This window comes from Lysobacter sp. CC-YZS074 (genome assembly GCF_056739745.1).
This window is the reverse complement of the sequence record NZ_CP200301.1, coordinates 2,737,618-2,750,000: the sequence shown is the minus strand read 5'-3', so window position 1 is coordinate 2,750,000 and position 12,383 is coordinate 2,737,618. Positions and strand designations below refer to the sequence as shown.

9 protein-coding genes, 2 rRNA genes and 1 other RNA gene (1 of these 12 running past the window's edge) are annotated in these 12,383 nt (G+C 66.5%); 4 read left to right on the top strand and 8 right to left on the bottom strand.

Going from position 1 to position 12,383, the window contains the following annotated elements; all coding sequences use genetic code 11:
- A 23S ribosomal RNA gene (locus U8331_RS12430) occupies window positions 1-2,451 on the top strand (it extends 427 nt beyond the left edge of the window).
- A 109-nt stretch (window positions 2,452-2,560) separates the two neighbouring features.
- Window positions 2,561-2,674 (top strand): 5S ribosomal RNA (gene rrf / locus U8331_RS12425).
- Window positions 2,675-2,827: 153 nt separating this feature from the next.
- Here rrf and U8331_RS12420 read toward each other — a convergent pair.
- The 8 genes from U8331_RS12420 to U8331_RS12385 all read right to left on the bottom strand — a co-directional run bounded on the left by U8331_RS12420 (window position 2,828) and on the right by U8331_RS12385 (window position 10,273).
- A complete protein-coding gene (locus tag U8331_RS12420) occupies window positions 2,828-2,959 on the bottom strand; it encodes a 2OG-Fe dioxygenase family protein (protein ID WP_481132984.1) in 132 nt (43 codons plus the stop codon).
- An 89-nt stretch (window positions 2,960-3,048) separates the two neighbouring features.
- A complete protein-coding gene (gene rpiA / locus U8331_RS12415) occupies window positions 3,049-3,711 on the bottom strand; it encodes a ribose-5-phosphate isomerase RpiA (RefSeq protein ID WP_481131330.1) in 663 nt (220 codons plus the stop codon).
- A 3-nt stretch (window positions 3,712-3,714) separates the two neighbouring features.
- Entirely contained in the window at window positions 3,715-4,185 is a 471-nt protein-coding gene (locus tag U8331_RS12410; protein WP_481131329.1) for an EVE domain-containing protein, read from the bottom strand.
- Window positions 4,182-4,784 carry a 5-formyltetrahydrofolate cyclo-ligase gene (locus U8331_RS12405; protein WP_481131328.1) on the bottom strand — a complete coding sequence of 201 codons (603 nt, stop codon included), beginning with the start codon at window positions 4,782-4,784 and terminating at the stop codon, window positions 4,182-4,184. The genes U8331_RS12410 and U8331_RS12405 overlap by 4 nt, the downstream gene beginning before the upstream one ends.
- 94 nt (window positions 4,785-4,878) lie before the next feature.
- Window positions 4,879-5,066, bottom strand: a non-coding RNA gene (gene ssrS / locus U8331_RS12400) — 6S RNA.
- An 81-nt stretch (window positions 5,067-5,147) separates the two neighbouring features.
- Window positions 5,148-5,450: a cell division protein ZapA gene (locus tag U8331_RS12395; protein WP_481131327.1), complete on the bottom strand. Its 303-nt coding sequence runs from the start codon at window positions 5,448-5,450 to the stop codon at window positions 5,148-5,150.
- Window positions 5,447-5,668: a TIGR02449 family protein gene (locus tag U8331_RS12390; protein WP_481131326.1), complete on the bottom strand. Its 222-nt coding sequence runs from the start codon at window positions 5,666-5,668 to the stop codon at window positions 5,447-5,449. The genes U8331_RS12395 and U8331_RS12390 overlap by 4 nt, the downstream gene beginning before the upstream one ends.
- Before the next feature lie 48 nt (window positions 5,669-5,716).
- Window positions 5,717-10,273 carry an EAL domain-containing protein gene (locus tag U8331_RS12385; RefSeq protein ID WP_481131325.1) on the bottom strand — a complete coding sequence of 1,519 codons (4,557 nt, stop codon included), beginning with the start codon at window positions 10,271-10,273 and terminating at the stop codon, window positions 5,717-5,719.
- Between the two features lie 177 nt (window positions 10,274-10,450).
- On the opposite strand from U8331_RS12385, the gene U8331_RS12380 reads away from it, so the two are divergent.
- On the top strand, window positions 10,451-10,999 hold the full coding sequence (locus U8331_RS12380) for a UPF0149 family protein (RefSeq protein WP_481131324.1): 549 nt from the start codon (window positions 10,451-10,453) through the stop codon (window positions 10,997-10,999).
- Between the two features lies 1 nt (window position 11,000).
- Complete coding sequence (locus tag U8331_RS12375) at window positions 11,001-12,335, top strand: aminopeptidase P N-terminal domain-containing protein (RefSeq protein WP_481131323.1); 1,335 nt, start codon at window positions 11,001-11,003, stop codon at window positions 12,333-12,335.
- Window positions 12,336-12,383: the final 48 nt, after the last annotated feature.

The following is a 12,383-nucleotide window of genomic DNA, read 5'->3' as shown; positions in this document are numbered from 1 at the left end:
GACCGATAGTGAACCAGTACCGTGAGGGAAAGGCGAAAAGAACCCTGGTGAAGGGAGTGAAATAGACCCTGAAACCGTGTGCGTACAAGCAGTAGGAGCCCTTCGGGGTGACTGCGTACCTTTTGTATAATGGGTCAGCGACTTATTGTTCGTGGCAAGCTTAACCGTATAGGGGAGGCGAAGGGAAACCGAGTCTGATAAGGGCGCATAGTCGCGGGCAATAGACCCGAAACCGGGTGATCTAGTCATGCCCAGGGTGAAGGTCAGGTAACACTGACTGGAGGCCCGAACCCACTCCCGTTGCAAAGGTAGGGGATGAGGTGTGATTAGGAGTGAAAAGCTAATCGAACCCGGAGATAGCTGGTTCTCCTCGAAAGCTATTTAGGTAGCGCCTCATGTGAATCTTCCTGGGGGTAGAGCACTGTTATGGCTAGGGGGTCATTGCGACTTACCAAACCATGGCAAACTCCGAATACCAGGACAGACTGCATGGGAGACACACGGCGGGTGCTAACGTTCGTCGTGAAAAGGGAAACAACCCAGACCCACAGCTAAGGTCCCAAATTACCGCTGAGTGGAAAACGATGTGGAAAGGCACAGACAGCCAGGAGGTTGGCTTAGAAGCAGCCACCCTTTAAAGAAAGCGTAATAGCTCACTGGTCGAGTCGGTCTGCGCGGAAGATTTAACGGGGCTAAGCGGTAAACCGAAGCTTGGGGTGCATACTTTGTATGCGCGGTAGAGGAGCGTTCCGTAAGCCGTTGAAGGTGGATCGAGAGGTCTGCTGGAGGTATCGGAAGTGCGAATGCTGACATGAGTAACGATAATGCGGGTGAAAAGCCCGCACGCCGAAAGCCCAAGGTTTCCTTGCGCAACGTTAATCGACGCAGGGTGAGTCGGCCCCTAAGGCGAGGCAGAAATGCGTAGTCGATGGGAAGCTGGTTAATATTCCAGCACCTCGCGTAAGTGCGATGGAGGGACGGAGAAGGTTAGGTCTACCGGGCGTTGGTTGCCCCGGAGAAAGGCGGTAGGTGGGGATCTTAGGCAAATCCGGGATCCCATCAACACCGAGCACCGAGACGAGTCCATTAGGACGAAGTGACTGATACCACGCTTCCAGGAAAAGCTCCTAAGCTTCAGCTTACGCAGACCGTACCGTAAACCGACACAGGTGGGCAGGATGAGAATTCTCAGGCGCTTGAGAGAACTCGGGTGAAGGAACTAGGCAACATGGCACCGTAACTTCGGGAGAAGGTGCACCCCTGCTGGTGGCCCATGCGGGCTATAGCTGGCGGGGGTCGCAGTGACCAGGCCGCTGCGACTGTTTATCAAAAACACAGCACTCTGCAAACACGAAAGTGGACGTATAGGGTGTGACGCCTGCCCGGTGCTGGAAGGTTAATTGATGGGGTCAGCCGCAAGGCGAAGCTCTTGATCGAAGCCCCAGTAAACGGCGGCCGTAACTATAACGGTCCTAAGGTAGCGAAATTCCTTGTCGGGTAAGTTCCGACCTGCACGAATGGCGTAACGACAGCGGCGCTGTCTCCACCCGAGACTCAGTGAAATTGAAATCGCTGTGAAGATGCAGCGTTCCCGTGGCAAGACGGAAAGACCCCGTGAACCTTTACTATAGCTTTACACTGAACGTTGAGTTCGTCTGTGTAGGATAGGTGGGAGGCTGTGAAACCCGGACGCCAGTTCGGGTGGAGCCATCCTTGAAATACCACCCTGTCGTGCTTGACGTTCTAACCTGGGCCCGTAATCCGGGTCGGGGACCGTGTATGGTGGGTAGTTTGACTGGGGCGGTCTCCTCCCAAAGAGTAACGGAGGAGCACGAAGGTACGCTCAGCGCGGTCGGACATCGCGCACTGTGTGCAAAGGCATAAGCGTGCTTGACTGCAAGATCGACGGATCAAGCAGGTACGAAAGTAGGTCTTAGTGATCCGGTGGTTCTGTATGGAAGGGCCATCGCTCAACGGATAAAAGGTACTCCGGGGATAACAGGCTGATACCGCCCAAGAGTTCATATCGACGGCGGTGTTTGGCACCTCGATGTCGGCTCATCACATCCTGGGGCTGTAGTCGGTCCCAAGGGTATGGCTGTTCGCCATTTAAAGTGGTACGCGAGCTGGGTTCAGAACGTCGTGAGACAGTTCGGTCCCTATCTGCCATGGGCGTTGGAGATTTGAGAGGGGCTGCTCCTAGTACGAGAGGACCGGAGTGGACGAACCTCTGGTGTTCCGGTTGTCACGCCAGTGGCACTGCCGGGTAGCTATGTTCGGAAGCGATAACCGCTGAAAGCATCTAAGCGGGAAGCGCGCCTCAAGATGAGATCTCCCGGGAGCTTGACTCCCCTGAAGGAACCATCAAGACCAGGTGGTTGATAGGCTGGGTGTGTAAGTGCAGCAATGCATTGAGCTAACCAGTACTAATGATCCGTGTGGCTTGACCATATAACCTCAAGTGGCCTTGGACTCGACGACGCGTCGACATTCCAACCCAATTTCGCTACGTCCCACCCCATGCGAGCTGGCGCCCACAAGGCGACGCTCCAACAGCTTGCTCAGTGACAATAGCTGTGTGGCACCACCCGATCCCATCCCGAACTCGGAAGTGAAACGCACATGCGCCGATGGTAGTGTGGCCTTGCCATGCGAGAGTAGGTCATCGCTGAGCATTTACACCGAAGGCCGGTCCCCGAAAGGGACCGGCCTTCTTCTTTGGCGTCGCTGCAGGCGTGAACGGTGTCCTTGGCGTACCTTCCGGCGATGGCCCGGGTGATCTGGAGACGGTGCGCCGGCCGGGTGGCTACGGCCGAGAGGGGCGCACTCAGGCGCGGCGGTACGTCACCACCAGCACGTCCCGGTGGGACGGGCCTTCGGCCGGTCCGGCCGATACCGGGGTGACGCCGTGGTACACCCGGTGGTCGTCCACCAGTGCGGCGTCGAATGCCCGGGTCAGGGTGAACTTGCCGAGGGGCGCGCCGCCGGGAGAAGCGATCTCAGTCGTCCAGGTGTCAGAAGCAATGACACGGCAAACCTGCCGCTGCGCTACAGCACCTGCGGCGGTTCACCGCCCACAATCACGACATCCGCCGGCCGACGGGCAAACAGACCGACGCTGACGACTCCGGGAATCTGGTTGATGGCCTGTTCCATCGCCAGGGGATCGGTGATCGCCAGACCGTGGATATCAATGATCGCGTTGCCGTTGTCAGTGATCACGCCGCGCCCTTCCGCGTCCTGGCGCCAGACCGGTTGCGCACGGGTCATGCTCAGGATCTCGCGTGCCACGAGGCTGCGGGCCATCGGAATCACTTCCACCGGCAGCGGAAACCGCCCGAGTACATCGACCTGCTTGCTCGGGTCGATGATGCAGACGAACCTTGCGCTGGCCTCGGCAATGATTTTCTCGCGCGTCAGCGCCGCGCCGCCGCCCTTGATCAGTCGCTTGTGCGGGTCGCATTCGTCGGCGCCATCCACATACAGCGACAGGGGACCGGTGGCATTGAGGTCGAGTACGTCGATGTCGAGCGCACGCAACCGGTCGGTGCTCTGCTCCGAGCTGGAGACCGCGCCCTTGATGCGCCCGCGAATGCCTCCGAGGGCCTCGATGAAGTAGGCGACGGTGGACCCGGTCCCCACGCCGACGATGCTGCCGTCTTCGACGTAATCAATGGCTTTGAGGGCAGCGAGACGCTTGGCTTCGGACATGGGTCACTCAAGGGAGAGGAGGAATTTGTACTGGGCCGCGGATACCGGGAACACCGAAAGCCGGTTGCCGCGCCGGATCAGGGCGAATTCCTCGCCGAGTTCGTCGGCGTGGCCCTTGATCTCTTCCAGCGAGATGGTCCGCGACAGCTTGCGCTCGAACGCGATATCCACCAGTTGCCAGCGCGGCTCTTCGCGCGTCGATTTCGGATCGTAGTAATCCGACGCCGGGTCGAACTGGGTGTCGTCCGGATAGGCCTGGCTGGCCACGGTGGCGGTACCGGCGATGCCGGGCACCGTGGTGTTGGAGTGGTAGAACAGCACGCCGTCGCCGACGCGCATGCCGTCACGCATGAAGTTGCGTGCCTGGTAGTTGCGAACCCCGTTCCAGGGCTCGACTCCGACCCGTTGCAGGTCATCGATCGAGAACGCGTCGGGTTCGGATTTCATCAGCCAGTATCGGCGGCGCGTGGTCATCTCGTGTGGGTGGTCCGGAAATCGTGGATATCGGCGTCGGTGCAGACCGCGTCCAGGCCGACGTCCCAGACGGCGGACTCCAGCCGGTCGACCTGTTGGGACGCAAACGCCGCGCCGACCAGCCACGGTGGGGCAGCCTGCTCCTGGCGGAATGCGAAGGTGCGATCGTACCAGCCACCGCCCATGCCAAGCCGCTGCCCGTGCGCGTCGAAGCCCACCAGCGGCATGGCCACGAGCGCCATCTGCTCGGCGTCGATGAGCGAAGCAGCGGAGATGTTCGGCTCCGGGATGCCGTAGCGGTTCGTGGCCAGATCATCGCCGGGCCGCCACGGGGCGAACCGCAGACGGTCGCCGGACAGGACCGGCAGGCAGTACACGCAACCGGGCGGCAGGCCGAGCTGCCATGCGTGGAGCGCGACTTCGCCGTCCATCGCCCAATAGCCCCCGACGTACCCCGAGTCCGGAGCGAACGGCAGTGCCAGCAGGTGCCGCGCCAAGCGCTGCGCGGCGGCGATACGCTCAGCGGCCGGAAGGTCGCGTCGACGCTGGCGAAGTGCGGAACGCAAGGGGCGCAACAGGTCGGCGCGATCGACGGTCATCCGGCGTGATCCGCTCAGGTGAATGGCTGGGGCGGGTGAAAGTACCGAAGGAACGGTGGCCTTCATCCGGACGCAGGCGGCCCGGGAAAAGAAAAAGTCCTCCGCCGATGGCGATGCGCGCGAAACGACCTTGAACCCGGGGTTCAAGTGGGGACGCTTGGAGGCCTTCGGGCTTCCCGCTACCAGGGCGGACTTGCACTCCGGGCTTCCGCTGCGCCCCCGCGGTCGCGATTAAGGGACAAGGCGAATGTTTGCGCGCGCCGTCGTCCACAGCAGAGGACGTGCGGGAATTATAGCGCTCTGCGACCGGCGGTGAACGCCGTCCATCGGCCTCGCTGGGGTGTAGTTCAGCGCGGCGCGGATCTACCGCGCGGCCGGGTCGAGCAATCCGTCCAGCTTGCGCTGCAACTCGCCCAGAGTGCGGGCGAGTTCGCGATGCCGGTTCTCGTCCTCGTCGCGCAGCTGTTGCAGCTCGTGGGCGAAATTGAGTGCGGCCAGCACCGCGACGCGATCGAGCGCCGCCATCCGGTTGGTGCCGCGGATCTCGCGCATCCGGCCGTCGAGCAGCTTCGCCGCCGCCAGCAGGCTGTCGCGCTCGTCGGGCTCGCAACCGACGGTGTATTCGCGATCGAGCAGACGAATGCTCACCGGCTGGGTCGTGCTCAAGTGTGCTGCTCCAGCGACTTCAGCCGCGCGATCATGGCCTCGACCCGCGCGCGCGCCTGCTCGTTCTTGGCCAGCAGAGCCGAGCGTTCGCCGGCGAGTGCTTCCTGCTGCTGGCGCAGGCTGCGGTTCTCGTCCTGCAACCGGCGCGTGCGATCGGCCAACTCGTCAATGCGCTCGACGAGGCGCTGGAGTTGGGCGAGCAGTTCGGCGCGGTCCATCCGCGCAAGATAGCAGGCGCGGCAGGCCGGTCAAGGCGCGCCGCGGCCTCAGCCGGGCAGCGCCATGTCGACCCGCCGCTCGCTGAGGAAGGCGAGGCAGGGCTCCGGCGCCATGGGTCGGGCGAACCAGTAACCCTGAATCTCGTCGCACCCTCGATGGACCAGGAACTCCACCTGCGCCTCGTTCTCGACCCCCTCCGCCACGACGTTCAATCCCAGCGAATGGGCCATCGTGATGATGGTGCTGGTGATGGCCGCGTCGTCGGGATCGTGGGTGAGGTCGTCGACGAACTCCTTGTCGATCTTCAGCGTGTTGATCGGCAGGCGCTTGAGGTAGGACAGCGACGAGTAGCCGGTGCCGAAGTCGTCGATCGCCAGGCTGACGCCGATCGCGCGCAGTGCCTGCAGGGTGGCGGCGGTTTCGGCGGCGTTGCCCATGATCACGCTCTCGGTAAGCTCCAGCTCGAGACACCCCGCCGGCACCCCGGTCTGGGCCAGTACACGCGCGACCAGCCCCGGCAGCTCGCCCCGCAGCAACTGCAGCGAGGACACGTTTACCGACACCGACACGCTGTCGAGGCCTTCGTCGCGCCAGCGTTTCAGGGTGGTGCAGGCCTCGCGCAGGGCCCATTCGCCGATCTCCAGGATCAGCCCGGTTTCCTCGGCCAGCGGGATGAACTGCGCGGGGCCGATCTCGCCGTGCTCCGGGCTGTGCCAGCGCAACAGCGCCTCCACCGCGCCGACCCGGTTGTCCGCCAGGCTCAGCCGGGGCTGGAACGCGAGCGACAGCTCGCCACGGTCGAGCACCTTGCGCAGCGCCGCGGAGATGGTGGCGCGGCGCCGCACCTCCACGTCCATGCTGTCGGCGTAGCGCATGAAGGTGCGCCGGCCCATGGCCTTGGCCTGGTACATCGCGGTATCGGCGTGCTTGAGCAGGTCGGCCGGTTGCTGGGCGTGCTCCGGAAACACGCTGATGCCGATCGAGGGCGAGATCACCACGTCATGGTGTTCGCCGACGTCGAGCGGCATTTCGAAGGCCGCGATGAGGTCGCGCGCGACCCGGTCCGCCTGTTGCGCCGTTTCCAGGTCTTCCAGCACCACGGTGAATTCGTCGCCACCAAGCCGGGCGACGGTGTGCCGGCCCACCGTCTGCTGCAGACGGTGGGCGGCTTCGCGCAGGATGCGGTCGCCGGCGGCGTGGCCCAGCGAGTCGTTGATGTCCTTGAACCGGTCCAGGTCGAGGAAGAGCACCGCGACGTGGCGGCCGGTGGTGCGGGCGCGGTCGACCGCGCGGGCCAGTCGCTCCGACAGCAGGGCGCGGTTGGGCAGGTTGGTGAGGGTGTCGTAGTTGGCAAGGTAGCGCAGCTCCTGCTCGGCGCGTTTCTGGTCGGTGATGTCGCTCAGCACCACTACGAAATGATCGCGCTCGCCGTCCTCGTCGCCGACCGCGCTCGCCTGCAACCAGCACAGGAACTCTCCGCCGTCCTTGCGCTGCTGCCAGATCTCGCCCGACCAGCGGCCCTCGCGCTGCAGCTCGTCGCGCATGTGGCGGTAGAAGCGCGGGTCGTGCTGGATGCTGTCGAGCAGACCGGTCGAGCGGCCGATGACCTCGCTTTCGCGGTACCCGGTGATGTGCTCGAACGCCGGGTTGATCGACACGAATTCGAAGTTGCGGTCGAACACCGCGACCGCTTCGGCCATCGAACGCAGCACCTCGCTGGAGATGCGGCGTTCGCGCTCGGCGCTGCGGTTGTGGGTGATGTCTCGCGCGGTACCGGCGACCCGCAGTGCGCGCCCGTCGGCACCGCGTTCGACCACCCGCCCGCGCGCCCGGACCCAACGCCAGTCGCCGTGCTCGCCGTCGCGGGTGCGGTGCTCGGACATGAACAGTGCCACCTCGCCGCGCAGGTGGCGGAGCATGGTCTCGCGCACGCGCGGCAGGTCGTCGACGTGGATGATCCGGTCGCTGGTGACATGGTTGTGCACCGCGACCGCCGGCCGGGTGCCTGCCGGCTCCGGCACGCGCATGCGGTGGATCTCGCGGCTGCCGATGTCGTAATCCCAGAACTGCTCACCCGACGCCCACAGCGCCAGCTTGAGTCGCTCCTCGCGTTCGCTGATCTGGCGGTACCAGCCCTGCTCGCGCTGACGGCGCCGGTGCCAGCGCCAGCCCAGCGCGGCCAGCAGGCCCAGCAGCGCGAGCGAGGTCGCGGTGATGACCAGCGGGTGACGCCACAGCGGGGGCGCGACGTGGACCGGGACCTGCAGCTCGCGCGGGCTCCAGTGCCCGTCGCGGTCCGTCGCCTGCGCGCGGAACAGGTAGTCGCCGGGCGGCAGTCGGGTATAGGTGATGTCCGCGTGCGATCCGTTGTCGACCCAGCCCTTGTCGAACCCGTCCAGGCGGTAGCGGTAACGGGTGTTGGCCGACGGCGAGAAGTCCAGCGCACCGATCCGCAGCCGCAGGATGTCGGCGCCGTCGGGTACGTCCAGCCGGCTGGACCGCCACAGCACGCCGGCCTCGTCCGGGGCGTCGGCGCCGACCCGTGCCGACAGCAGCCGCAACGGCGGCACGTAATCGGCGCTCCGCATCCGCGAAGGGTCGAACAGGTTCAGTCCGCGCACGCCGCCCAGCGCGATCCTGCCGTCGGCCAGGCGCGCCACCGCGCCGCCGTTGAACTCCAGGTCCTGCAATCCGTCGGCCAGGCCGAAGGCCCGGACCAGGCCGGCCGCGGGATCGAAGCGGATCACCCCGACGTCGGTCCCAAGCCACAGCCGCTCGCCCCGGGGCCCGGTGTGGCTGGCGATCGAGAACACCGCCGGCGGCATGCGGCCGTCGAGCGCTTCGGCCAGTGGTTGCAAGAAGCGGATCCGGCCATCGGCGGTCTCAACCACCTCGCCCAGGCCCGAGTGCGTACCCACCCAGATCGTGCCGTCCTCGCCCTCGTGCAGGGCGCGCACCAGGCCGCCCGGGAAGGTGTCCATGCCGTTGTCCTTCGCGCGCAGGTGGTGCAGCCGGCCGCTGGCCGGTTCCAGCATGTCCAGGCCGCCGCCGGTGCCGAACCAGATCCGTCCGCGGCGGTCCTGCAGCAACGCATGCACCGTCGGATGCGCGAGCCGGCGGGTGTCGCCTTCGCTGTGGCTGTACTGGACGATGCGGTTCCGCCCGCGCTGGTAATGCAGCGCGCCGTGGCTGAACGTGCCCAGCCACAGGTCACCGCTGCGGTCGACCAGCAGGCTGCGAAGGTTGACGTCGGTGAACGTCCCTAGTGCGATGGTTTCGAAAGTGCCGGTCGATGGCGTCAGCCGCAGCAGGCCCTCGTTGGTGGCCATCCAGAGCCGCCCATGCCCGGCATCGGCGATCGCCACCACCCGGCGTGGCGTCGAGGCCGGCGGCAGCCGGGCGGTCCAGTCCTCGAACCGGTCCCCGGCCGGGAAATAGCGAAGTAGGCGGGCTTCATCGGTGCCGATCCACAGCGTGGCGTCGGCGTCCTCGTGAATGGCGCGGACGCTGTCCCCGGCCGCGGGGCGCCGCTCGCCGCGGCTCTCCAGGTCCAGCGCATAGCTGAAGCGCGCGCCGGACGGATCGGTCACCGCCAGGCCGCGCGATTGCCCGCCCACCCACAACATGCCGCCGCGATCGACCATCAGGGCGCTGACCGTGTCCTCCGGCAGGCTCGCGGCGACCGCCGACCACCCGCGGATCCGCCGGTGCGCGCCCGAGCCGGGATCGAACCGCAGCAGGCCGGAGCCGTACACCGACACCCACAGGCTGCCGTCGGGTGCCTGGGTGATCGCACGGATACCGGTGCTGTCGTCCGTGTCGCGCAGTGGCCAGGCCTTTTCCAGCGTCCCTTCGCTGCCGACCCGGAACAGGCCGTCGCGGCGGCCGACCCACACCTGGCCGTCGCGATCCTGGAACAGGCTGCGTACCGCCGCCGGCGCGCCGACCAGCCGCGCCCGCAGCCGGTCGTCGATGCGGAACAGTCCTCCGGCGTTGCCGTACCAGAGCCCGCCGCTTCGATCGGCGACCAGCTGCTGGTACGGCGAGCCGCGCAGCGCCTGCGGGTCCAACGACAGCACCTGCCGATGTTCGCCGGTCGCGGGGTCGAAGCGTTGCAGTCCCGCCAGCGTGCCGACCCACAGCCCGCCATCGTGGGCCAGCAACGCCGCCACCTGGCGAGCGGCCTGCCCGAGGTTCGGGTCTGCCGGTGCGAAACGCTCGATGCGCCCGCTGTGCAGGTCGATACGGGACAGGAACTGCGAATAGAACCCGACCCACAGCGCGTCCTCGCCCTCCAGTGCCAGCGCGGTGACGAAGCTCTCCGGCAGGCTGGCCGGATCGCGCGGATCATGCCGGTACGGTACGTAGCGCTGGCCGTCATAGCGGTGCAGCCCGCCCTGGGTGCCGACCCAGACGAACCCCTGCCGGTCCTGCACCAGGGCCGTGATCGAGTTCTGTGCCAGGCCACGCTCGCTGCCGATCGGACTGAAGTAGAAGTCGCGGGTGGCGGCCTGGGCCGGCGCCGTCCACCCCGCGCCCAGGAGCACGAGGGCGGCAAGCAGTACGGCGACGCGGCGACCCTGGCACAGGGCGAAAGCGCTCAATGGGGATCGCACGGCACCGCGGTGGTTGGCGTGGCAGCGGGCAGTGTAGGCAGCCGTATGCGCCGACAACAAGCGCCGCCCGGCATCGCCGCCGTCGGCCGCCGCCGTGTACGACCCGCGCCGGACCGGCCGCGGGCGATTGCTAGACTGGCGGCCTTCCATCCGTGGTGAATGCCCGTGTCGCAAAGCGACTTGCCCGACCTGTCCGCGGTCGACGCCGAAATCCGCCGTCTCGCCCTCGCGAGTTCGGCTTCCGAACTCCACGGCAGCCTGTGCGGCTGGCTCGCCGGCGGCGGCGCCTCGGTGCGGGACTGGCCGGCGCGCGTCCTGCTCGACGACACCCTGGCCGCACCTGCCGAGGACAGTCCACTGGACCGGCTGCGGCTGGCGAGCACGGCACAGCTGGAGGACCGCAGTTTCGAGTTCACCCTGCTGCTGCCCGCCGCCGACGCCTCGCTGGCGCAGCGCAGCGGCGGACTGTTCGACTGGTGCCGCGGGTTCCTCGGCGGTTTCGGCTTGGCCGCGGGCGCGGAGCCCAAGCTGTCGGAGGAAAGCCTCGAGGCGCTGGGCGACCTGGCGAAGTTCGCGGCCGCCTCCGCGCAGGAGGAGGGCGACGAGGAGGACGAGCAGGCCCTGGCCGAGATCGAGGAGTTCGTGCGCGTCGCCACCCTGCTGCTGCACGGCGACTGCGTGCTCGCCGCGCGGCACCGCCAACGATTGAACTGACATGCACACCCCCCTGACCATGCCCCCCCGGGCATACGCGCGCCGGCGCCGGCAACTGATGCGGATCGCCGGCGACGACGCCATCCTGATTCTGCCAGCTGCGCCCGAGCGAATCCGGAGCCGTGATACCCACTATCCCTATCGGCAGGATTCGGATCTGCTGTACCTGACCGGCTTCCCTGAACCGGAGGCGGTGCTGGTGCTGGTGCCCGGTCGCAAGCACGGCGAAACCGTACTGTTCTGCCGCGAGCGCGACCCCGACCGCGAAGGCTGGGACGGGCCGCGCTTCGGGCCCGAGGGCGCGGTCGAGGCATTCGGGCTGGACGACGCCTACCCGGTCGCGGACCTGGATGACATCCTCCCGGGCCTGCTCGAGGGCCGCTCGCGGGTGTACTACCACTTCGGCCGCGACGCCGAGTTCGACCTCAAGCTCATCGGCTGGGTCAACCGCGTACGCGCGATGATGAAGATGGGCAACAAGCCGCCGCACGAGTTCCTCGAGCTGGGTCACCTGCTCGACGAGCTGCGCCTGTTCAAGGACCGCGACGAGCTGCGCCTGATGCAGCGCGCCGCCGACATCACCGTCGCCGCCCACCAGGCCGCGATGCGGGCGGTGCGCCCCGGCATGCAGGAGTACCAGTTGCAGGCCGAAGTCGAGCGCGTGTTCCGCGCCAGCGACGCGGTGCCCGCGTACGGCACCATTGTCGGCGCCGGAGGCAACGGTTGCGTGCTGCATCACGTCGCCAACAACGGGCCGGTGCGCGACGGCGATCTGGTGCTGATCGACGCCGGCGCCGAATACGCCGGCTATGCGGCCGACATCACCCGCACGTTCCCGGCGAACGGCCGCTTCGGCAAGGAGCAGCGGATCCTGCACGAGCTGGTGGGGCAGGCGCATGCGGCCGCGATGGCGCAGGCGCGGCCCGGTACGCCCTACGAGGCCGGGCATCTGGCGGCGGTGGAAACGCTGACCGAAGGCCTGCTCAGGCTCGGCCTGCTGAAGGGCAAGCTCGAGAAGCACCTCGCCGATCGCACCTACCGGCGTTTCTATCCGCACAAGACCGGTCACTGGCTGGGCATCGACGTGCACGACGTCGGCGACTACCGTCTGGACGGTGAATCGCGCCTGCTCGAGCCGGGCATGGTGTTCACGATCGAGCCCGGACTCTATATCCGCCCCGACGACACCAGCGTCGCCGCCAAGTGGCGCGGCATCGGCATCCGCACCGAGGACGACGTGCTGGTGACGAAGGACGGCCACAAGGTGCTGACCGACAAGCTCGCCCGCAGTGCCGACGAAATCGAGGCGTTCATGGCGGCGCGCGGCGACGGTTGAGGACGCGAGGCGTCGGATGCCCGGCCGATCGACCGGCTCCAGAACGCG

Excerpts from the sequence above, each read along its gene's own strand:
- rpiA (WP_481131330.1), bottom strand. The coding sequence starts at position 3,711 with ATGTCCGAAGCCAAGCGTCTCGCTGCCCTCAAAGCCATTGATTACGTC.
- U8331_RS12410 (WP_481131329.1), bottom strand. The coding sequence starts at position 4,185 with ATGACCACGCGCCGCCGATACTGGCTGATGAAATCCGAACCCGACGCG.
- U8331_RS12405 (WP_481131328.1), bottom strand. The coding sequence starts at position 4,784 with ATGACCGTCGATCGCGCCGACCTGTTGCGCCCCTTGCGTTCCGCACTT.
- U8331_RS12390 (WP_481131326.1), bottom strand. The coding sequence starts at position 5,668 with ATGGACCGCGCCGAACTGCTCGCCCAACTCCAGCGCCTCGTCGAGCGC.
- U8331_RS12375 (WP_481131323.1), top strand. The coding sequence starts at position 11,001 with ATGCACACCCCCCTGACCATGCCCCCCCGGGCATACGCGCGCCGGCGC.